Annotated in this window: 18 protein-coding genes, 1 tRNA gene and 2 pseudogenes; 20 read left to right on the top strand and 1 reads right to left on the bottom strand. The window is 41.8% G+C overall.

What is annotated here, in order from left to right; all coding sequences use genetic code 11:
* Positions 1–6: 6 nt before the first annotated feature.
* From atpD to H7T93_RS02085, 15 genes and pseudogenes are all read left to right on the top strand, one after another.
* Positions 7–1413: a F0F1 ATP synthase subunit beta gene (gene atpD / locus H7T93_RS02155; RefSeq protein WP_002890209.1), complete on the top strand. Its 1407-nt coding sequence runs from the start codon at positions 7–9 to the stop codon at positions 1411–1413.
* Positions 1414–1425: 12 nt separating this feature from the next.
* Positions 1426–1842, top strand: a complete 417-nt coding sequence (locus H7T93_RS02150; RefSeq protein WP_002890211.1) for a F0F1 ATP synthase subunit epsilon — start codon at positions 1426–1428, stop codon at positions 1840–1842.
* A gap of 258 nt (positions 1843–2100) precedes the next feature.
* Positions 2101–3381, top strand: a complete 1281-nt coding sequence (gene ftsW / locus H7T93_RS02145) for a cell division peptidoglycan polymerase FtsW (protein WP_049545801.1) — start codon at positions 2101–2103, stop codon at positions 3379–3381.
* Between the two features lie 237 nt (positions 3382–3618).
* A complete protein-coding gene (gene tuf, locus H7T93_RS02140) occupies positions 3619–4815 on the top strand; it encodes an elongation factor Tu (protein ID WP_002886182.1) in 1197 nt (398 codons plus the stop codon).
* 254 nt (positions 4816–5069) lie between these two features.
* Entirely contained in the window at positions 5070–5828 is a 759-nt protein-coding gene (gene tpiA, locus H7T93_RS02135; RefSeq protein ID WP_002885895.1) for a triose-phosphate isomerase, read from the top strand.
* A 262-nt stretch (positions 5829–6090) separates the two neighbouring features.
* The gene (tkt, locus tag H7T93_RS02130) at positions 6091–8076 is read left to right on the top strand and encodes a transketolase (protein WP_155123810.1); all 1986 of its coding nucleotides are present in this window, start codon (positions 6091–6093) and stop codon (positions 8074–8076) included.
* A gap of 92 nt (positions 8077–8168) precedes the next feature.
* Positions 8169–8241, top strand: a tRNA-Thr gene (locus H7T93_RS02125).
* A gap of 110 nt (positions 8242–8351) precedes the next feature.
* Entirely contained in the window at positions 8352–8981 is a 630-nt protein-coding gene (gene tmk, locus H7T93_RS02120) for a dTMP kinase (RefSeq protein ID WP_155123811.1), read from the top strand.
* A gap of 8 nt (positions 8982–8989) precedes the next feature.
* Positions 8990–9865 (top strand): DNA polymerase III subunit delta', encoded by an 876-nt coding sequence (locus tag H7T93_RS02115; protein ID WP_073685601.1) that lies wholly within the window; start codon positions 8990–8992, stop codon positions 9863–9865.
* Positions 9862–10668, top strand: coding sequence for a regulatory iron-sulfur-containing complex subunit RicT (gene ricT / locus H7T93_RS02110; protein ID WP_048676194.1), 807 nt, complete (start codon positions 9862–9864; stop codon positions 10666–10668). Before H7T93_RS02115 ends, ricT begins: the two co-directional genes overlap by 4 nt.
* Positions 10655–10975 carry a DNA replication initiation control protein YabA gene (yabA, locus tag H7T93_RS02105; RefSeq protein ID WP_002887582.1) on the top strand — a complete coding sequence of 107 codons (321 nt, stop codon included), beginning with the start codon at positions 10655–10657 and terminating at the stop codon, positions 10973–10975. The genes ricT and yabA overlap by 14 nt, the downstream gene beginning before the upstream one ends.
* Positions 10976–10977: 2 nt before the next feature.
* On the top strand, positions 10978–11844 hold the full coding sequence (gene rsmI, locus H7T93_RS02100) for a 16S rRNA (cytidine(1402)-2'-O)-methyltransferase (protein ID WP_155123812.1): 867 nt from the start codon (positions 10978–10980) through the stop codon (positions 11842–11844).
* A 120-nt stretch (positions 11845–11964) separates the two neighbouring features.
* Positions 11965–12203 (top strand): annotated as a pseudogene (locus H7T93_RS02095) (ammonia permease); the annotation flags it as partial.
* Positions 12204–12327: 124 nt separating this feature from the next.
* Entirely contained in the window at positions 12328–12984 is a 657-nt protein-coding gene (locus H7T93_RS02090; protein ID WP_021144572.1) for a glucosaminidase domain-containing protein, read from the top strand.
* Positions 12985–13001: 17 nt separating this feature from the next.
* Positions 13002–13823, top strand: coding sequence for a Cof-type HAD-IIB family hydrolase (locus H7T93_RS02085; protein ID WP_060972511.1), 822 nt, complete (start codon positions 13002–13004; stop codon positions 13821–13823).
* A 17-nt stretch (positions 13824–13840) separates the two neighbouring features.
* Here the strand turns inward: H7T93_RS02085 and H7T93_RS02080 are convergent, their stop codons facing one another.
* Positions 13841–14350, bottom strand: coding sequence for a YgjV family protein (locus H7T93_RS02080; RefSeq protein WP_175057441.1), 510 nt, complete (start codon positions 14348–14350; stop codon positions 13841–13843).
* Positions 14351–14575: 225 nt separating this feature from the next.
* Between H7T93_RS02080 and H7T93_RS02075 the strand changes: the two genes are divergently transcribed.
* The 5 genes and pseudogenes from H7T93_RS02075 (at position 14576) to glyQ (ending at position 21358) form a co-directional block, all read left to right on the top strand.
* Positions 14576–15652 (top strand): SH3 domain-containing protein, encoded by a 1077-nt coding sequence (locus H7T93_RS02075; RefSeq protein WP_175057442.1) that lies wholly within the window; start codon positions 14576–14578, stop codon positions 15650–15652.
* 137 nt (positions 15653–15789) lie between these two features.
* Positions 15790–17421 (top strand): Na/Pi cotransporter family protein, encoded by a 1632-nt coding sequence (locus H7T93_RS02070; protein WP_002890237.1) that lies wholly within the window; start codon positions 15790–15792, stop codon positions 17419–17421.
* Between the two features lie 84 nt (positions 17422–17505).
* Positions 17506–18654, top strand: a complete 1149-nt coding sequence (gene nagA, locus H7T93_RS02065; protein ID WP_175057443.1) for an N-acetylglucosamine-6-phosphate deacetylase — start codon at positions 17506–17508, stop codon at positions 18652–18654.
* Positions 18655–18754: 100 nt separating this feature from the next.
* Positions 18755–19986: pseudogene (locus H7T93_RS02060) on the top strand (hypothetical protein).
* A gap of 454 nt (positions 19987–20440) precedes the next feature.
* Positions 20441–21358, top strand: a complete 918-nt coding sequence (glyQ, locus tag H7T93_RS02055) for a glycine--tRNA ligase subunit alpha (RefSeq protein WP_002886077.1) — start codon at positions 20441–20443, stop codon at positions 21356–21358.
* Positions 21359–21577 lie beyond the last annotated feature (219 nt).

Genomic DNA, 21577 nt, shown 5'->3' with positions numbered 1-21577 from the left:
AAAACAATGAGCTCAGGCAAAATTGCTCAGGTTGTTGGTCCTGTTGTAGACGTAGCGTTTGCAGCCGGTGATAAACTCCCTGAGATTAACAATGCATTGGTCGTTTATACTGATGAACAAAAGTCTAAACGTATCGTGCTCGAAGTAGCTCTTGAACTTGGAGAAGGTGTGGTTCGTACCATTGCCATGGAATCTACTGATGGATTGACTCGTGGACTAGAAGTTCTGGACACTGGTCGTCCAATCAGCGTTCCTGTTGGTAAAGATACCCTTGGACGTGTCTTTAACGTTCTTGGTGATACCATTGACTTGGAAGCACCTTTTGCAGAAGATGCAGAGCGTGAACCAATTCACAAAAAAGCACCAACTTTCGATGAATTGTCAACATCTACTGAAATCCTTGAAACAGGGATTAAAGTTATCGACTTGCTTGCCCCTTACCTTAAAGGTGGTAAAGTCGGACTCTTTGGTGGTGCAGGTGTTGGTAAAACCGTTCTTATTCAAGAGTTGATTCACAACATTGCCCAAGAGCACGGTGGTATTTCCGTGTTTACAGGTGTTGGTGAACGTACACGTGAAGGTAATGACCTTTACTGGGAAATGAAAGAATCTGGCGTTATTGAGAAAACAGCCATGGTCTTCGGTCAAATGAACGAACCACCTGGAGCACGTATGCGTGTTGCTCTTACTGGTTTGACAATTGCGGAATACTTCCGTGATGTCGAAGGTCAAGACGTGCTTCTCTTCATCGATAACATCTTCCGTTTCACTCAAGCAGGTTCTGAGGTTTCTGCCCTTCTTGGTCGTATGCCATCAGCCGTTGGTTACCAACCTACACTTGCTACTGAAATGGGTCAATTGCAAGAACGTATCACATCAACTAAAAAAGGTTCTGTTACATCAATCCAAGCCATCTACGTTCCAGCCGATGACTATACTGACCCAGCGCCAGCTACAGCATTTGCTCACTTGGATTCAACAACCAACCTTGAACGTAAGTTGACACAAATGGGTATTTACCCAGCCGTTGACCCATTGGCATCAAGCTCACGTGCCCTTTCACCTGAAATTGTTGGTGAAGAACACTATGCTGTTGCGACTGAAGTTCAACGTGTGCTTCAACGTTACCGTGAATTGCAAGATATTATCGCTATCCTTGGTATGGATGAATTGTCAGACGAAGAAAAAACATTGGTTGGACGTGCTCGTCGTATCCAATTCTTCTTGTCACAAAACTTTAACGTTGCTGAACAGTTTACAGGTCAACCAGGTTCTTATGTTCCAGTTGCTGAAACCGTTCGTAGCTTTAAAGAAATCCTTGAAGGTAAATATGACAATCTTCCAGAAGATGCCTTCCGTAGCGTAGGTCCAATTGAGGATGTAGTAGCTAAAGCTAAAGCTATGGGCTACTAATGAGGTGAAGATATGGCACAAATGACCGTACAAGTGGTAACTCCGGATGGTCTGAAATATGACCACCATGCCAGCTTTATCCACGCGGTTACTAAAGATGGTCAAATTGGTATCTTGCCAGGCCATATTAACTTGATTGCGCCACTTGAAGTGGATGAACTCAAGGTTCGTCGTGTGGATGACGAGAGTCACGTCGATTGGATTGCCGTAAACGGTGGTATCATCGAAGTTAAAGATGATTTTATTACTATCGTTGCCGATTCAGCAGAACGTGAACGCGACATTGACGTTTCTCGTGCCGAACGTGCCAAGCAACGTGCCGAACGTGACTTGGAAGAAGCAACTAAATCTGACCGTATTGATGAAGTTCAACGTGCTCAGGTTGCTCTCCGTCGAGCACTTAATCGTATCAGTGTCGGTACAAAATAAGACAAAAAAAACGAGACTTTGGTCCCGTTTTTTATTTGTCGTAAAAGAAAACATGAGAAGTAGCAAAGTTATCAAAGAAAGTTCATTGTAAAACCTATCTGAAGGTAAGATAAAAAATCAGATTTCCAGTCCTGAAAACGGTTAATTTAGCTTTTACTTTAGTTTAAGGTATCAAAGTGTTATAATATAAGCTGTTAGCTTTATATTTTAAGAGAAAATGTAGAGTAACGTAATAGAAAGTATGAGTTTTTTAAAGATATGAAAATTGAAAAGAAGCATCTTTTAGATTACACCATCTTGATACCTTATTTAATCTTATCCATAGTTGGTTTAATAGTAGTGTATTCAACAACAAGTGCTCGTTTAGTAGCCTTGGGAGCCAATCCCTTCGCATCTGTTATAAACCAAGGAGCCTTTTGGTTGGTATCCTTGTTCTCTATTTTTTTCATCTACCGACTGAAATTGAACTTTCTCAGGAAAGATAAGCTTTTGGGTGTTGTTATTGCCTTTGAGATTTTACTTTTGGTCATTGCCAAATTTTTCACCAGGGAAATCAATGGTGCCAATGGTTGGATTGTGCTAGGTCCCTTGTCTTTCCAACCAGCGGAGTACCTTAAGATCATTGTTGTTTGGTTTTTGGCACACACCTTTTCAAAAAAACAGTCTGCCATAGAACGTTATGACTACCAAGCCCTGACGAAGAATAGATGGATTCCTAGGAATGGTAAGGAACTTAATGACTGGCGTGTCTATTTGCTTGTAATGATCGGTTTGGTTGCTATCCAACCTGACTTGGGGAATGCGGCTATCATTGTGTTGACTACAGTAGTGATGTTTTCAATTTCTGGTGTTGGCTACCGTTGGTTTACGGCCTTGTTTGCCGGCATTGTAGGGATTTCGTCAGCCTTCCTTGGGTTAATTGCCTTGGTTGGGGTTCAAACCATGGCTAAGGTACCTATCTTTGGATATGTTGCCAAGCGTTTCGCAGCATATTTTAATCCGTTCAAGGATTTGACAGGATCTGGTCTTCAGCTATCTCATTCATACTATGCTATGAGTAATGGGGGCTGGTTCGGCCTTGGACTTGGAAATTCGATTGAAAAAACTGGTTATCTCCCAGAAGCTACAACAGACTTTGTGTTTTCAATTGTAATTGAAGAGTTAGGTCTTATCGGAGCTGGCTTGATTCTGGCCCTCCTCTTTTTCCTCATTCTTCGTGTTATGATTGTGGGAGTCAAGGCACGAAATCCTTTTAACTCTATGATGGCATTGGGTGTAGGTGCCTTAATGCTAATGCAGGTCTTCGTTAACATCGGAGGAATCTCAGGGCTGATTCCATCAACAGGGGTTACCTTCCCCTTCCTTTCGCAAGGAGGTAACTCTCTTTTAGTGACTTCAGTTGGGATAGCCTTTGTCTTGAACATCGCTGCTAATGAAAAGCGTGATAATATTGTTCAAGCGATTGAGGATGAGTTATCTCAGACTCAAGAATTGGAAAATCAAGATGAAAAAATCGTGCCTTTAAGAAGAAGTCGTTAATTCGGCTTCTTTTTTTACTTGATAGCGTTTTGCATTAGTAAAGGTAATACTAAAAGCTTGTAGAAGTAGTAGAAATAGAATTACTGAAAGAAATATTTGTGATTACTCTAAAGAAAAATTGAAAACTATATAAAATACTTGCAATTCTATGACATTTTGATAGAATAGTAGAGTAAAGTTAGACTGTATTGCCTACTGTCTATCTATAAAATATATTTTATTGGAGGCTTTTCCTAAATGGCAAAAGAAAAATACGATCGTAGTAAACCACACGTTAACATTGGTACAATCGGACACGTTGACCACGGTAAAACTACTTTGACAGCTGCTATCACAACTGTATTGGCTCGTCGTCTTCCTAGCGCAGTTAACACACCAAAAGACTACGCTTCAATCGACGCTGCTCCAGAAGAACGTGAACGCGGTATCACAATCAACACTGCACACGTTGAGTACGAAACTGAAAAACGTCACTACGCTCACATCGATGCACCAGGACACGCGGACTACGTTAAAAACATGATCACTGGTGCCGCTCAAATGGACGGTGCGATCCTTGTAGTAGCATCTACTGACGGACCAATGCCACAAACTCGTGAGCACATCCTTCTTTCACGTCAGGTTGGTGTTAAACACCTTATCGTCTTCATGAACAAAGTTGACTTGGTTGACGATGAAGAATTGCTTGAATTGGTTGAAATGGAAATCCGTGACCTTCTTTCAGAATACGATTTCCCAGGTGATGACATTCCAGTTATCCAAGGTTCAGCTCTTAAAGCTCTTGAAGGTGATTCTAAATACGAAGACATCATCATGGACTTGATGAACACTGTTGACGAATACATTCCAGAACCAGAACGTGACACTGACAAACCATTGTTGCTTCCAGTCGAAGACGTATTCTCAATCACTGGTCGTGGTACTGTTGCTTCAGGACGTATCGACCGTGGTGTTGTTCGTGTTAATGACGAAGTTGAAATCGTTGGTCTTAAAGAAGATATCCAAAAAGCAGTTGTTACTGGTGTTGAAATGTTCCGTAAACAACTTGACGAAGGTATTGCCGGAGATAACGTCGGTGTTCTTCTTCGTGGTATCCAACGTGATGAAATCGAACGTGGTCAAGTATTGGCTGCACCTGGTTCAATCAACCCACACACTAAATTCAAAGGTGAAGTTTACATCCTTTCTAAAGAAGAAGGTGGACGTCACACTCCATTCTTCAACAACTACCGTCCACAGTTCTACTTCCGTACAACTGACGTAACAGGTTCAATCGAACTTCCTGCAGGTACTGAAATGGTTATGCCTGGTGATAACGTGACTATCGACGTTGAGTTGATCCACCCAATCGCCGTTGAACAAGGTACAACATTCTCTATCCGTGAAGGTGGACGTACTGTTGGTTCAGGTATCGTATCTGAAATCGAAGCTTAATTAATATTAAGTTCCCAATACAATTATTCGTCAGACAATAATTGAGAGAGTCGAGTTTACTCGGCTCTTTTTGGTGTTTAAAAATACTTGTGATTTTATACTTTTAAGGTATTTTAGATGCTTAAGCTAAGTTTTGATAGTGATAAATAGACATAAAGCAGGTTGAGTTTTCGGAATTTTCCTAAAATCCTAGTAATAGTAAGGGATTTGTGATAAAATAAACGAGTAAATAAATAAAAGAAGAGGTATGTGAAATGTCACGTAAACCATTTATCGCTGGTAACTGGAAAATGAACAAAAATCCAGAAGAAGCAAAAGCATTCGTTGAAGCTGTAGCATCAAAACTTCCTTCATCAGATCTTGTTGAAGCTGGTATCGCAGCTCCTGCAGTTGACTTGACAGCTGTACTTGCTGCTGCTAAAGGTTCAGACCTTAAAGTTGCTGCACAAAACACTTACTTTGAAAATGCTGGTGCCTTCACTGGTGAAACTAGCCCACAAGTTTTGAAAGAAATCGGTACTGACTACGTTGTTATCGGTCACTCAGAACGTCGTGACTACTTCCACGAAACTGATGAAGACATCAACAAAAAAGCTAAAGCAATCTTTGCTAATGGTATGCTTCCAATCATCTGTTGTGGTGAATCACTTGAAACTTACGAAGCTGGTAAAGCAGCAGAATTCGTAGGTGCTCAAGTTTCAGCTGCTCTTGCTGGATTGACTGCAGAACAAGTAGCTTCAACAGTAATCGCATACGAACCAATCTGGGCTATCGGTACTGGTAAATCAGCTTCACAAGACGACGCACAAAAAATGTGTAAAGTTGTTCGTGACGTTGTAGCTGCTGACTTTGGTCAAGAAGTTGCTGACAAAGTACGTGTTCAATACGGTGGATCAGTTAAACCTGAAAACGTTGCTGAATACATGGCTTGTCCAGACGTTGACGGAGCTCTTGTAGGTGGTGCATCACTTGAAGCTGAAAGCTTCTTGGCATTGCTTGACTTCGTTAAATAATTTTACATAAAGTCGGGGTTTCCCTCGGCTTTTTTGTTTTTTGATGAATAGATTTAATAATTGCTTGGGATAAGACAAATGCTATTGGTTTGTAAAAACGAACGCTTTAGGTCCTGTATTTTATAGGTTTAGGGTTTCACAAATAGAATTGGATTGCCCAAAGAGATAGATAATATGCTATAATTAAAATAGTATAACTAGAGCTCAGACGCTAATAGTCTGTATGCTCCGCATTTTTTTCCAAAAAAGGAGAGTTAGAATCATGACTTTTGATGCAATTGACCAAATGGCGGTCAGCACTATTCGTTCGCTTTCGATCGAGGCAATTCAAGCCGCGAATTCTGGGCACCCAGGTCTTCCTATGGGTGCAGCGCCAATGGCTTATGTGCTTTGGAACCATGTGATGAATGTTAATCCAAAGACTAGCCGTAACTGGACAAACCGTGACCGTTTTGTTCTTTCTGCTGGTCATGGTTCTGCCTTGCTTTATAGTCTATTGCACCTTTCTGGCTATGATGTAACAATGGATGACTTGAAGAATTTCCGTCAATGGGGCTCTAAGACTCCAGGTCATCCTGAAGTTAACCATACTGATGGTGTTGAAGCAACATCAGGTCCTCTTGGTCAAGGGATTGCTAATGCTGTAGGTATGGCAATGGCTGAAGCACACTTGGCAGCTAAATTTAACAAACCTGGTTTTGATATTGTTGACCATTATACTTATGCCCTCCATGGCGATGGTTGTTTGATGGAAGGTGTTTCTCAAGAAGCTGCCAGTCTTGCTGGTCACCTTAAACTTGGTAAGTTGGTGCTTCTTTACGATTCAAATGATATCTCACTTGATGGACCAACTTCAATGGCTTTCACAGAAGATGTTAAGGCTAAGTTTGAAGCTTATGGTTGGCAACACATTCTTGTCAAAGATGGTAATGATTTGGAAGCTATTGCTAAAGCCATCGAAGAAGCTAAGGCTGAGACAGATAAACCATCTATCATTGAAGTTAAGACAATCATTGGTTATGGAGCTGAAGGACAAGGAACATCAGCTGTCCACGGTGCTCCAATCGGTCAAGATGGCATTGATCACGCAAAAGGTGTTTACGGTTATGATGCACCGGCATTTACAGTTCCAGATGAAGTTGCTCGTCGTTTTGAAGTTGGTATTAAATTCCGTGGTGAAGCTGCTGAAAATGCTTGGCAAACTAAATTTGCAGAATATGAAACTGCTTACCCAGAATTGGCTGCTGAATACAAGGCTGCCTTTGCAAATGAACCTGTACACGTTGACTTGAATGCTCATGAATTGGGTTCAGCAGTTGCTAGCCGTGTATCAAGCCAACAAGCTATCCAACAGATTTCTGAACAAGTTCCTTCATTCTGGGGTGGTTCAGCAGACCTTTCAGCTTCTAACAATACTATGGTTAAGGCTGAGTCTGATTTCCAAGCAGACAACTATGCTGGACGTAATATTTGGTTTGGTGTGCGTGAGTTTGCTATGGCTGCAGCGATGAATGGTATTGCTCTTCATGGTGGTACTCGTGTTTATGGTGGTACCTTCTTCGTCTTCTCAAACTATTTGCTTCCAGCAGTACGTATGGCAGCTCTTCAAAACTTGCCAGTAACTTATGTTATGACACATGACTCAGTAGCAGTTGGTGAAGATGGACCTACTCACGAACCAATCGAACAATTGGCAAGTGTGCGTTCAATGCCTAACCTTAACGTTATCCGTCCTGCAGATGGTAATGAAACTAATGCTGCATGGAAACGTGCCTTGGCTGAGACTGAACGTCCAACAATGCTAGTCTTGACACGTCAAAACTTGCCAGTCCTTGATGGTACTGCTGAAAATGCTGAAACTGGTGTCAATAAAGGAGCTTACATCATCTCAGAAGCAAACGGTGATCTTGATGGTATCATCATTGCAACTGGTTCTGAAGTGAAATTGGCACTTGATACGCAGGCTGCTCTTGAAGCTGAAGGTGTGCATGTTCGTGTTGTTTCAATGCCATCACAAAATCTCTTTGATGAACAAGATGCTGCATATAAAGAAGAAGTCCTTCCAGCAGCTGTGACAAAACGTTTGGCTATCGAAGCTGGAACTAGCTTTGGTTGGGGTAAATATGTTGGTCTTGCAGGTAAAACACTTACTATTGATACTTGGGGTGCTTCAGCACCTGGTGACCGTATCTTTAAAGAATACGGATTCACTGTTGAAAATGCAAGTCAACTTTACAAATCATTGTAAGAAAAGAAAGAGCTTGGCTAGTCCAAGTTCTTTTTTGTAAATTTCGTACAGAACTTGACTTTTTAGGGCATAGTGTTAGAATGACTGTGTCAGCCGATTTAGCTCAGTTGGTAGAGCAACGCACTCGTAACGCGTAGGTCACAGGTTCGAAACCTGCAATCGGCATGGTCAGAAGTATTTAGATAGAAAAAAGGAGGGGTGGAAACCTCTTTTTTTCTTCCATCTAAGCTAAAATTTGATAAAATAGAAGATGAAAAAAATCAAAAGGAAGTATCATGTCAAAAGGGTTATTAATCTCAATCGAAGGGCCAGACGGTGCTGGAAAGACTACAGTTTTGGAGGCACTTTTGCCACGTTTAAGAGAGGTTTATCCAGCTCAGGTTGTGACGACACGTGAACCAGGCGGAGTAGCTATTGCAGAGCAAATCCGAGAGGTTATTTTGGATGTCAATAATACGGCTATGGATGCTAAGACAGAGCTCTTGCTCTATATTGCGGCTCGTCGTCAACATCTGGTTGAGAAGGTTTTGCCAGAGCTTGAAAAAGGCAATATGGTCATCATGGATCGTTTTATTGATTCATCAGTTGCTTATCAAGGTACTGGCCGTGGCTTGAATCAGGATGAGATTGCCTGGTTAAATGCCTATGCGACTGATGGTTATAAACCTAATGTGACCTTATTGTTTGATGTGGATTCTGAGACTGGTTTGGCCCGCATTGCAGCCAGCGGTGAACGTGAAGTCAATCGGTTGGATTTAGAGAAGCTTGACTTGCATCAGCGTGTACGTCAAGGTTATTTAGATTTAGCACAGGCTGAACCAGAACGTATCAAGCTAATCGATGCCTCACAGGCTTTTGAAGATGTTGTAGAGGACGCTTGGAAAGTAATTAAAGGCTATTTATAAGGAGCAAGATGAAGTTAGCTGAAAGTCAAAGCAAACTATTTGAAGAGTTTTCACAAATTATCAGGGAAAATCGTTTGAGTCATGCTTATTTGTTTTCGGGTGATTTTGGAAGTCTCGACATGGCTATTTGGCTAGCACAGAGTCGTTTTTGTGTGACTCCTGAGAATAGTCTACCTTGTGGTCACTGTCGTCCTTGTCGTTTGATTGCTCAGGGGGACTTTTCTGATGTTAAATTAGTAGAGCCACAAGGACAGATTATTAAGACGGACACGATTCGTCAGTTGACTAGAGAGTTTAGTCAATCGAGTTTTGAAGGGCAGGCTCAGGTTTTTATCATTCGTGATGCAGATAAGATGCATGTCAATGCTGCCAATAGTCTATTAAAGTTTATTGAAGAACCTCAAAGTCAGATTTATATTTTTCTTTTGACAGCTGATGATAGTCGGATGTTACCGACGATTAAAAGTCGAGCTCAACTCTTTTATTTTCCTAAGAATCGGGCTTATCTGGAAGAATTGCTGCAGAAGGAAGGCTTGTTGCTGACACAAGCCAAAGTGTTGGCGGATTTTGCTAAAGATGATGTTCAGGCTTTAGACTTAGCTAAGGATAATAGGATTCTTGATCTGATTAATACAGTAGAGCGTTTCACACAGTCCCTGCTATCTAATCAGGACCTGCTTTATTTGGATGTTGCAAAACTGGCTGTCCAGTGTAGTGAAAAGTCGGAACAAGAGATGGTCTGGGCTTTTTTAACTTATCAATTGGGGAAGGATATACAAAATCCACAAGCAAGACGATGGTTAGGCTTAGTTTATGAGGCACGAAAAATGTGGCTAGCTAATGTCAGCTTTCAAAATGCGATGGAGTATATGGTATTATCATGACAGAAGTCATTGGAATAAAATTTGAGGAAACTGGAGCAGTAGAATATGTTGTTCCTGATAAAAATTATGCCAAAGATGACTTTGTAGTCGTTTTGGAGAAAAAAGATAAGCGCCTAGCTCAGGTTGTCATGGAAAACGCTGATTTTCCTGAGGTTAGTTTGCCTGCGGATTTGAATCGGGTTGAAGGATTGGCAGGGGAGAAAGATTTCGCTAGATATGATGAAAATCTTTTGAAGGCTGAAAAGAGTATGGGAGTAGTAGCTGATTTAATTGCTCAAAATCAGCTAGAAATGAAGGTCGTTGATATTGTCTTTCCGCTAAATTGCTCTTATGTACTAATCAGTTTTGTTGCTGAAAAACGGGTAGATTTTCGTCAATTGCTCAAAGATTTGGCTTCTTACTTTAAGACACGTATTGAGTTGCGCCAAATTTCAAGTCGTGAGGAATCAAAGATTTATGGTGGCCTAGGACCTTGTGGTCGGGCACTTTGTTGTTCTAGTTTTTTGGGTGAATTCCCACCAGTATCGATTAAGATGGCTAAAAATCAGAGTTTATCTTTGAATTCTGGTAAGATGAATGGGGTCTGTGGTCGACTTATGTGTTGTCTCAGTTATGAAGATGACTTTTACCGAGATAGCAAGGCTAGTTATCCTGACTTGGGTGATGACATTGAAACCAAGGATGGTACAGGTCAGGTCGTTGCCATTGATGTAATTGCAGGGACCATTAAGGTTGTATTTGAAAAAGGGCGTGCGCCCCTAACTTATGGAGTGGAGGAAGTTCAGCTAAATGGAAAAGCGTGAATTGTATGATAAATTCGAGGAATTATCACAAAATTTGATGTCGATGTTGGCAGAAGTGGAAGCGATTAAGGCGAACTTCTCAGGGATTCTTGATGAAAATACGGCCCTCAAGTTGGAAAACGACAAGTTGCGTGAGCACTTAAGTCAAGTGGTTCAAGAGGAGACAGGGACTAAAATGTCTCATGGTAAGGTAAATCTCGAGGCTATTTACGATGATGGATTCCATATTTGTCCAGATTTTTATGGCCAACGTCGTGATAATAATGAAGCTTGTGGCTTCTGTGCAGAATTGTTGTACGGAGACTAAACATGCAGGTTCAAAAGAGTTTTAAGGGGCAATCTAGCTACGGTACCCTCTATCTGGTTCCCACTCCTATTGGGAATTTGCAGGATATGACTTTTCGTAGTGTGCAAATCCTGAAAGAGGTGGATCTTATTTGTGCGGAGGACACGCGCAATACGGGTCTCTTGCTCAAGCATTTTGAGATTGAAACCAAGCAGTATTCTTTTCATGAGCACAATGCTTATGAGAAAATTCCAGATTTACTGGAGCGCTTGAAGTCAGGTCTTTCTTTGGCTCAGGTTTCTGATGCGGGGATGCCTTCTATTTCGGATCCTGGGCATGATTTGGTCAAAGCTGCCATTGCTGAGGATATTCCTGTGGTGGCCTTACCGGGAGCATCGGCTGGTATTACAGCCTTGATTGCCAGTGGTTTAGCACCCCAACCTCATATTTTTTATGGCTTCCTACCCCGTAAAAAAGGACAGCAGATTGATTTCTTCAAGGAAAAACTGTCTTATCCTGAGACACAGATTTTTTACGAGTCACCTTACCGTGTGGCGGATACTCTTGAAAATATGCATGAGGTCTATGGCAACCGTCAAGTAACTTTAGTTCGAGAATTGACCAAGCTTTATGAAGAGTACCAACGAGGATCTATTTCAGAAGTTTTAGATTATATTGCTAGTAATCCTCTCAAGGGTGAATGTTTACTGATTGTGGCTGGAGCTTCTGAAAATGATAAGGAAGAAAATCTAACATCAAATATTACCCCGGTAGAGGCTGTAGAAGCTTTAATTGCCTCTGGAATGAAACCTAATCAGGCTATAAAAACCGTTGCTAAAGAGCGAAAAATGAATAGGCAAGAGCTTTATAACCTTTTTCATGGGGTTTAAAGGCTCTTTTTTGTGGCAACACAAGATGTTAGAAAAGAAAGAATTATCAAAAAATTCCGTAAATACACTTGTTTGTCTCGTGGTTTTGTGTTATATTATCTGACATAAAATATTTTGCACATATGGTTTGGTTGGTTTGGCTTTTATGCAGGATCAGCCTTGGCTGCTAATGGTTGGCAGTTCACACGCTAGTAACCGCTCATGTGTCAGCTGCTGCAGGCATGTTTTCATGGTTGGCAATTGAAAAACATGTCACAGGACATCCATCCTTGGTTGGTGGTTCAACCGGTTTGGTAGCAGGTCTAGTTGCAATCACACCTGGAGCTGGTTTTGTTTCAATTTGGAGTGCTATCCGTATTCGTACTGGTGAACGTGGTGGAGACGCCATTTAATATAATGGAGGCTTAAACCGGTTGGTTTGGGTCTTTTTTAGTGATTTTTGATATACTTAGGAGAGTTAGTATGATTTGAGGGGGTGACCGATTGGCGAAAGGAAAAAAGAAAAGTAAGTCTAAAGCTAGACCTAAGAAAACTAAAAAGAAACAGAAGTCTTTCTTGCTCTTTCCTAAATTTTTCCAAAAGTGGAGTCTGATTTTTATCGGCCTATTTGCCTTATTGGGACTCCTAGCTAGTTTAAATTTTCCAAGGTTGACCATGGAAAAGAACATGACGTCTACGGATGAGACGACGGTTGCTTTTATTGCTGAGATTGGTGAGACGTCGCGCTATTTGGCAGCTAGAAATGATCTTTATGCATCTGTTATGATAGCTCAGGCCATCTTGGAATCTGACTCTGGACAATCTACTTTGAGTCAGAAGCCGTCCTATAACTTCTTTGGGATTAAGGGGGACTACAATGGTCAAAGTGTGACCCTACCGACCTGGGAGGATGATGGTAAGGGCAATCCTTACTATATTGATGCAGCTTTTCGTTCTTATGGCTCTGTGGAAAATTCTTTACAGGACTACGTAGACTTCCTTGAGGGCAGCTACTATGTAGGGGTACACCGTTCCAAGACTAAGAATTATAAGGATGCCACAGCTGCCCTAACAGGGGTCTACGCTACGGATACAACTTATGGAGAAAAATTAAACAGCATCATTGAACAATACCAGTTAACCATTTATGACACTTATTAGAGCTAAAGGAGAGTAAAATGAATCAGAACCAAGTGAAACTCATTGCAATAGATATGGACGGGACGCTCTTAAATAGCCAAAAAGAGATTCCTGAAGAGAATATTAAGGCTATTCAAGAAGCAGCTGCGGCAGGCATTAAAATCGTACTTTGTACAGGACGCCCACGTTCAGGCATTCTTCCACATTTTGAGAAATTAGGATTGAGTGAAGAAGAGTATATTATCATGAACAATGGTTGTTCAACTTATGAGACAAAAAATTGGACCTTGCTGCAATCTGAAAGTTTATCTCGCCCTGAAATGGAAGAACTCTTGCAGGCTTGCGAAGACTTTCCAGAGGTGGCTCTAACCTTGACTGGAGAAAAGACTTATTATGTTGTGGGCGATGAGGTGCCTGAGTTAGTAGCTTATGATGCTGGCACTGTCTTCACAGAAGCGAAAGCTAGGAGTTTGGAAGAAATCTTTGCGGAAGGTCAAGTGATTTTCCAAGCCATGTATATGGCTGATTCTGAACCTTTGGACGCCTTCCAAAACGCCGTGCAAGATGGACTTAGTCAGAGCTATAGTACAGTTCGTAGTCAAGACTATATCTTTGAAATCATGCCACAAGGGGCAACAAAGGCTAGCGGGCTTAAACATTTAGCAGAAAAGCTTGACATTAACCCAGATCAAATCATGGCTCTAGGCGATGCTGCCAATGACCTTGAAATGCTTCAATTCGTCGGTCAAAGCGTTGCCATGGGTAATGCGAGTGACGACATTAAGGCTTTGTGTAAGTATGTGACTTTGACAAATGACGAGGCAGGTGTGGCACACGCCATTCGTACTTGGGCTCTATAAGAAAAAGACCTTTAGCTTTATTGTTTGCTAAAGGTTTTTCGATTTCTGATAATGGCAATGAGAGTAGTAAGTGTGATAGTGACATCAGTGATGGCAGCTGGGTAAGCCTGAATGGTCAAATCGTAAATTAGCCAAAGTAACATATTTTCAATAATGACCCAGCGAAGCCATTGAAGGTTTGGTGTGGTAGCAATAGCTAGGCTATAGGAAACTGAAGAGATGATAGGTAAATAACCAACAATCCCAAGTTGATTGAGATAGGTTCCGACGATGATTTGAATAATGATGAGGATGGTCAAGATAGTCTTGGTCATCTTCTTTTTGACCATCAGGCTATTACGTATGATGGAAATACTAATGGTTAAAGCACCGGTATAGCCTCCGAGAAGCAGGTTGGCAATAGCAGTAAAAATATAGTCGGTAATTTGCCAGACGAGCATGTTATTTTTTGATTTTGCAAAAGAGGATATAGCGACACATAGGGCACCTATGGCTGAGAATACTTGTGCTAGAAGATAGAATGTCATGGTATAACTTTCAATTTTTTGTCTCTATTATATCACAAGGATTCAAGATATTTTCATCTCTATTTTAGGATTTACAAGGCTAATATCTTAGCGTTTACATTAGAAAATGATATAATAAAAGTGTAGATAAGATTGTTCCCTTAAAAGTAGAGAGAACCCTGTGTTTCCTTGTGACATAGGTCCTATCTTTACTTTATGTGATAGACTAGAAATGAGGAAATGATTATGAAAAACAAATTTTCCCAAGCAATCGTGCTTTCAATGGTTACCCTTTCCTCAATGGCTTTGCTGACGGCCTGTTCCAGCCATAAGGAATCCAGTTCAGCAGATAAGACGCCTAATAGCAGCCAGGTGACCTCATCAAGTAAGGCTAAATCATCTAGTAAAGATAGCGGTAAGACTAGCAAGTCTAGTGCTAAGGTCAAGGAATCTTCGGGTTCAAAGACGGAATCTTCAAGCGCGCAAAGTAGTCAAAAGGCTTCTGTCCCAAGTTCGAGTAGTAGTCAGGCTCAGTCATCATCTTCAAAGAGTTCATCAGTTCCCTCAAGTAGCCAGTCCCAAGCACCTAAATCATCAAACGAGAGCCAATCTTCAGCCAGTCAATCTCAAGCGCCAAAGAGCTCAAGTGATAGCCAAGCTTCAAGTAGCCAATCTAGCAGTCAAGCTCAAGCTAAAACGGATACGCAAGTAACCACCGTGGATATGGATGTGAGTGCTGTAGCGCGTGGTCAGTTTGATAGTATTGCTGGAACTTGGAAGTCCAGTGATGGTAGTCGTCTGGTCTTTAACAATACTAGTCTAGTAGGAGATATCACTGCCCAAGGTCAAGCGACAGTTCACAATTATGTGCATCCGAAAGATAATTATCAAGAGGGCTCAGGTAAGTATGATGCTACCCTTTCAAGAGATAGGGGTGACACCTCTGGTATTGTTGGCGATATTAGTTTTGTTTCTAAAAAGGCAGCTATTTCTGGTCCTAGCTATGAACAAGATACCATTCAAGTAACCAGTACTGGTGGAACAAAGGTCTACTTTAAAGAATCAGACAATGTGACGCTACCTAAAGATGTGACAGTTACTGACAATCAACTTCCAATTGATGGTGGTATAGCAGAATCTGGCAGTTACACGCTTACCAAACGCACAGTTGTCAAAAATACTCCTAGTGATACAGCTCCAGTTGAATTTTACTTAGAAGCAGGCGATAAGATTAACTTTGATATGAAGGTTACTCAAGACGATCATAGTTGGATTTCTTACATCAGCTATAGTGGTGTTCGCCGTTATGTTCAAGTGGATTAAATAAGATATCTAGAAAGGTCAGAATTTCTTCTGATCTTTCTATTATTTTGTGGAAAAAGCCTTGTCTATTCCCTAATAAATCGATACAATAGAAAGGTCGGTTTAACCGAAAATTTTTAAATAATGAGGACAAAAATGTGTCAGTAAATTGGCAAGATATTGCGTTTTCTTTCCTCGGTGGTTTGGGGCTTTTCCTCTTTAGTATCAAGTATATGGGAGATGGTCTTCAACAAGCAGCCGGAGATAAGTTGCGCTTTTACATCGATAAGTATACCAGCAACCCGTTTTTAGGGGTTTTGATTGGTATTGTCATGACGGCCTTGATTCAATCGAGTTCAGGGGTTACCGTTATTGTCGTCGGTCTGGTTTCGGCAGGGCTTTTGAGTCTTCGTCAGGCTATTGGTATTGTCATGGGGGCAAACATCGGTACAACCGTAACTTCCTTCATGATTGGTTTCAAGCTTGGTGACTATGCCCTTCCAGTGATTTTCCTGGGGGCTGCGCTTCTCTTCTTTACAAGCAATAAGAAGCTCAATAATCTAGGACGTATCTTGTTTGGTGTTGGGGGGATTTTCTTTGCCCTTAACCTTATGGGAGATGCGGTAGAACCTTTGAAGTCAGTTACAGCCTTTAAGGACTACTTGGCAACCTTGGGTGATCGCCCAGTCATGGGGGTTATCATCGGTGCTGGCTTGACCATGTTGATTCAATCGTCAGCAGCGACCATCGGTATTCTTCAGAGCCTCTACTCAGGTGGTTTGCTTGATCTGCAAGGTGCCCTTCCAATCCTCTTTGGAGATAATATCGGGACGACTATCACAGCGGTTCTAGCTGCTCTTGGTTCAAACATTGCAGCTAAACGTGTGGCGGGGGCTCACGTCCTGTTCAACGTCATCGGGACGGTCTTGTGTTTGATTCTCTTGGTACCATTCACAGCCTTGATTCAATGGTTTAAGTCTGTGCTTGGTTTGACACCTGAGATGACTATCGCCTTTGCTCACGGTACTTTTAACATCGCAAATACTATTGTTCAATTCCCATTCATCGGACTCTTGGCTTACCTTGTGACTAAGATTATTCCTGGTGAAGATGAGATTAACAAGTACGAAGCACTCTACTTGGACCGTTTGCTTATCACACAAGCACCAGCTATCGCCCTTGGTAATGCTAAGAAAGAATTGGTGCACTTGGCATCGTACGCCATCCAGTCTTTGGAAGCTTCCTATGCTTTCTTTGCTAAGGGAGATGAAAAATACTTCGATAAGGTTGAGAAGTATGAAACAGCAGTTAATAGTATTGACGAAGAGTTGACAACTTATTTGATTGACATCTCTAACGAATCTCTAAGCGTTTCTGAAAATGAAGTGTTGGCAAGTGTGCTTGACTCTGTTCGTGACTTGGAGCGTATTGGTGACCTTGCAGTTGCAAGTGCAAACCTTTCACAACACATTCATAATAAGGGAATTGAATTTTCTGATACTGCCAAGGCTGAGCTTGCGGATGTTTACAACCGTACTCACCGTATCGCCCTTGATAGTATTCGTGTTGTTGTAGATGACGATAAGGTACTTGCAGGTCAAGTCATCCTTCGCCATGAAGAGTTGGAAAAACTTGAAAAACAATTGCGTAAAATACATACCAAACGTCTTAACAATGGTGAGTGTACTGCGCAAGCAGGTATCAACTATGTTGATTACCTCTCACATTACACACGTATCGCAGACCATGCGATTAACCTTGTTGAAAAGGTTACAGAAGGTGTGATTTAATAGAGAAAGTCGAGAAAATTTCTCGGCTTTTTTGTTATAATGAAAGCGTATTAAAAACATAGAAAAATGATGAGAGGTGGTCCTATGACCTATTATATTTCAGCCAAACGTTTTTATTTTGAACATAAAATCAAGGAAGGTGGCTACCTAGCGGTTGAGGATAGCCGTTTTGGTGACTGGACGGAAAATGTACCAGAAGGTGCAGAGGTGCTAGATTACAGTGATTATCAGATTTCTCCGGGTCTTGTAGATACTCACATTCATGGATTTGCGGGTTATGATGTCATGGATAATTCTGAGGAAAGTCTTATAGGCATGAGTCAAGCCTTGCTTTCAGCAGGTGTGACCTCCTTCTTACCGACAGCTTTAACAGCGCCATTTGAAGAGTTGAAGGCTATTTGCCAAACAACAGCTAATACGGTTGGTAAGGAGACTGGTGCCAAAATTCAAGGGCTCTTCTTTGAAGGACCTTATTTCACTGAGACCTACAAGGGAGCTCAAAATCCTAAGTATATGGGCAATCCAAGTGTGGAACAATTGAAGGAATGGCAGGAGGCGGCTCAAGGAAAACTGATTAAATTGGCTCTTGCCCCTGAACGTGAGGGAGTAGCTGAATTTATCCAAGAAGCAACCAAGCAAGGTGTGACAATCGCTCTAGGTCATTCCAATGCCACATATGAAGAAGCCATGGCAGCAGTGGAAGCCGGGGCGTCCGTTTGGGTTCACGTCTACAACGGGATGCGTGGCTTTACCCACCGTGAGCCAGGTATGGTTGGGGCAGCCTTCGATAGTCCAGAAACTATTGGTGAGCTGATTGCAGATGGTCATCACGTGGTCCCTGCAGCTTGTAAGGTTCTTATCAAGCAAAAGACACCTCAAGGAGTTGCCCTAATTACAGACTGTATGTCAGCGGGAGGCTGTCCGGACGGCGACTATATGTTAGGCGAACTTCCTGTTATTGTTGAAAATGGTACCGCCCGCCTCAAAGAAGGTGGTAATCTAGCTGGATCTATCTTACAACTTAAAGACGGTGTCAAACATGTGGTTGATTGGGGACTTGTGACAGTTGCTCAAGCCTTACAAATGGCAACTAGTGTTCCAGCTAAATCGGTTGGACTTGAAAATACTTGCGGAAGCCTAAAAGCAGGTTTACCAGCTGATTTTATTGTATTAGATGACTCCTTGGAATTACAAGCAACCTTTGTTGATGGACGAAAAGGTTGGGAAAAATAAGAGTATGAGTAGCACTTTCTTATGAAGGTGCTGTTTTTTATTGATTTTTACAAAGGTGTTAGTGTAAAATAGAAATACTTTGTATTTTACAGGAGGGAATATGTCAAAACGTATTTGGAGCATTGCCCTGGCCTATGTCGGTGTAATGATTGGTGCAGGGGTATCTTCAGGACAGGACCTCTTACAGTATTTTGTTAGTTTTGGAGCCTGGGGACTGATAGGTGTCATAGTTCTAGGAGTTTTGCATGACTCATGATTGCTCTGGGAAGTTATTACCGCTCAGACGATCACTCAGTAGTCCTGGCAGAAATCAGTCACCCTGTTATCTACCGTATTTTGGATATCGCTTTGATTATCACTTGTTTCCTGTTTGGCTTTGTTATGACAGCGGGGGCAGGGGCTAACCTAAACCAACAGTTCGGCTTTCCGATTTGGGTAGGTGCCTTCCTGTGTACAGCTCTGACAATCTTTGTGAGTTTCCTAGATTTCAAAAAAATCATTGGTGTTATTGGAGTTTTTACCCCTATGATTTTGGTTATGATTGCCATGATATTCGTGACCAATGTTTTAGGGCGTCACTGGGATTTTGCTGAGATGGATAAGGTGTCGCAAACCATTCAATCTCCCTTCCCAAGTATTTGGCTGTCTGTGGTTAATTATTTTGCCGTTTGTGTCATGTCAGCCATAGCCATGGCCTTTGTCATGGGTGGCTCTATTCTCAAAATCAATGAAGCTGAAAAGAGCGGAGCCTGGGGAGGATTTATGGTTGGTGTGATTTTCTTTGTCACAACCTTAATCCTCTTTGCTAACAGTGATGAAATTGCTAGCTCGGATGTTCCTATGTTGGCTATCGCTAAGGAAGTGAATCCTATCTTTGCAACGCTTTACGCTTTAGTAATTTTTGGCTTGATTTTTAATACCGTCTTTAGTCTCTACTATGCCCTTGGTAAACGCTTTTCAGCAGGTAGTGAGAAACGCTTCAAGTTCTTCGTGGCTGCATTTGCTCTTGCTGGTTTTGCTATTTCCTTCATAGGCTTCCGTCAACTGGTAGCGGTTATGTATCCTATTATCGGTTATTTGGGAATGCTGATGTTGGTAGTGCTAGTTGTGGCTAGCTACCGCAAAAAAGCTAAGATTCGTAAGGAAAAGGAAATTCGAAATCATCTCTTGTCTATCGTTGAGAAGGCTTATGATCCCAATCAAGACTTGACCCATCGGGACAAGAAAAAGGCTGAAGAACTTCGAGAAGCCTCAATTCTTGATAATGATATTCTCCATGAAGACTCCCATGTACATGTTCGTCAGGAAATGGGGATTAGTAAGAAGGATTAGAATTTTATTTTACAAGTTTCTCTATTTCTGCTATAATACTGACAAGAAAGAAGGGCTTATGGCGTTTTTCTAGCGAGCTTGGGACAGTGGAAGCCAAGTAGAGCAAAGTAGGCAAGTGGCGCTTTCTCTCAGCAAATAGCTGAAGACAAACAGATAAAATGAAGTAATAAATTAGGGTGGAACCGCGTTTCTGACGCCCCTAGGTCGTTTGACTTAGGAGCAGAGACACGGTTCTTTTTGTATTCTAAGTCACGGATTTAATATTAAATTAAGGAGTATCAATGCCTAAGAAATTAACCTTTCACTGCGTCAGTGGCAGATACCTCCTTATAGTCGGACTGCCCCACGCTCAGCACTAGGGTGCCTGAGCTAGACGCAGTACTAACTCGTCTTGCCTCGTACGATCGACGAGGTAGACTCGTGTCGCAAGAAATTATAGAAAAAGGAGTAAAACATGTCCAAAAAATTGACTTTCCAGGAAATTATCCTTACTTTGCAACAATACTGGAATGACCAGGGTTGTATGCTCATGCAGGCTTATGATAATGAAAAAGGTGCGGGAACAATGAGTCCATATACCTTCCTTCGTGCCATTGGTCCTGAGCCATGGAATGCGGCTTATGTAGAGCCATCACGTCGTCCGGCAGACGGTCGTTACGGGGAAAACCCAAACCGTCTTTACCAACACCACCAGTTCCAAGTGGTTATGAAACCATCACCATCAAACATCCAAGAACTCTACCTTGAGTCATTGGAAAAATTGGGGATCAATCCTTTGGAGCACGATATCCGCTTCGTTGAAGACAACTGGGAAAACCCATCAACTGGTTCAGCTGGTCTTGGTTGGGAAGTTTGGCTTGACGGTATGGAAATCACTCAGTTCACCTACTTCCAACAAGTTGGTGGATTGGCAACTGGCCCGGTAACTTCTGAGGTCACTTACGGATTGGAACGTTTGGCTTCTTATATCCAAGAAGTAGATTCAGTTTACGATATTGAGTGGGCTCCAGGCGTTAAATACGGAGAAATCTTCCTTCAACCAGAATATGAACACTCAAAATACAGTTTTGAAGTTTCTGATCAAGATATGCTTCTTGAAAACTTCGAAAAATTTGAAAAAGAAGCAGGACGTGCTTTGGAATTGGGCCTTGTTCACCCAGCCTATGACTACGTTTTGAAATGTTCACACACCTTCAACTTGCTTGACGCTCGTGGTGCTGTTTCTGTTACAGAACGTGCTGGCTACATTGCCCGTATCCGTAACTTGGCCCGTGTCGTAGCCAAAACCTTCGTCGCAGAACGTAAAAAACTTGGTTACCCACTTCTTGACGAAGCCACACGCGCAAAACTCCTAGCAGAAGAGGAAGAATAAAAAGAGTTACAAGAATGGAAAATGGGCAAACAAAGTGAGCCCACATGACTACCCAGAGGCAAGTCGAAGACTTGCTAAAGGGATAGGCACTGCCGTAATGGTATATGGGGATTTTTGAAACGTTAGGTTCAAAAATCAGTTGGCTAAATCCACTTTGATGAGACTGTTGGAAATCGATGTCAAGGAGACAGAAGATTTCCCTACAGCCTCACAAAGTTA

The organism is Streptococcus sp. 9.1, assembly GCF_016648815.1.
GTDB lineage: Bacteria > Bacillota > Bacilli > Lactobacillales > Streptococcaceae > Streptococcus > Streptococcus salivarius_E.
The sequence above is the reverse complement of the archived record's forward strand: the minus strand, read 5'-3'. Positions and strand labels throughout refer to the sequence as shown.

What these genes read in the sequence shown, in the direction of transcription:
- H7T93_RS02080 (WP_175057441.1), bottom strand. Translation starts at nt 14,350, where the DNA reads ATGACATTCTATCTTCTAGCACAAGTATTCTCAGCCATAGGTGCCCTA.
- tmk (WP_155123811.1), top strand. Translation starts at nt 8,352, where the DNA reads ATGTCAAAAGGGTTATTAATCTCAATCGAAGGGCCAGACGGTGCTGGA.
- H7T93_RS02075 (WP_175057442.1), top strand. Translation starts at nt 14,576, where the DNA reads ATGAAAAACAAATTTTCCCAAGCAATCGTGCTTTCAATGGTTACCCTT.
- H7T93_RS02115 (WP_073685601.1), top strand. Translation starts at nt 8,990, where the DNA reads ATGAAGTTAGCTGAAAGTCAAAGCAAACTATTTGAAGAGTTTTCACAA.
- tpiA (WP_002885895.1), top strand. Translation starts at nt 5,070, where the DNA reads ATGTCACGTAAACCATTTATCGCTGGTAACTGGAAAATGAACAAAAAT.
- H7T93_RS02085 (WP_060972511.1), top strand. Translation starts at nt 13,002, where the DNA reads ATGAATCAGAACCAAGTGAAACTCATTGCAATAGATATGGACGGGACG.
- yabA (WP_002887582.1), top strand. Translation starts at nt 10,655, where the DNA reads ATGGAAAAGCGTGAATTGTATGATAAATTCGAGGAATTATCACAAAAT.
- tkt (WP_155123810.1), top strand. Translation starts at nt 6,091, where the DNA reads ATGACTTTTGATGCAATTGACCAAATGGCGGTCAGCACTATTCGTTCG.
- atpD (WP_002890209.1), top strand. Translation starts at nt 7, where the DNA reads ATGAGCTCAGGCAAAATTGCTCAGGTTGTTGGTCCTGTTGTAGACGTA.
- ftsW (WP_049545801.1), top strand. Translation starts at nt 2,101, where the DNA reads ATGAAAATTGAAAAGAAGCATCTTTTAGATTACACCATCTTGATACCT.
- rsmI (WP_155123812.1), top strand. Translation starts at nt 10,978, where the DNA reads ATGCAGGTTCAAAAGAGTTTTAAGGGGCAATCTAGCTACGGTACCCTC.
- H7T93_RS02150 (WP_002890211.1), top strand. Translation starts at nt 1,426, where the DNA reads ATGGCACAAATGACCGTACAAGTGGTAACTCCGGATGGTCTGAAATAT.
- tuf (WP_002886182.1), top strand. Translation starts at nt 3,619, where the DNA reads ATGGCAAAAGAAAAATACGATCGTAGTAAACCACACGTTAACATTGGT.
- glyQ (WP_002886077.1), top strand. Translation starts at nt 20,441, where the DNA reads ATGTCCAAAAAATTGACTTTCCAGGAAATTATCCTTACTTTGCAACAA.
- ricT (WP_048676194.1), top strand. Translation starts at nt 9,862, where the DNA reads ATGACAGAAGTCATTGGAATAAAATTTGAGGAAACTGGAGCAGTAGAA.
- nagA (WP_175057443.1), top strand. Translation starts at nt 17,506, where the DNA reads ATGACCTATTATATTTCAGCCAAACGTTTTTATTTTGAACATAAAATC.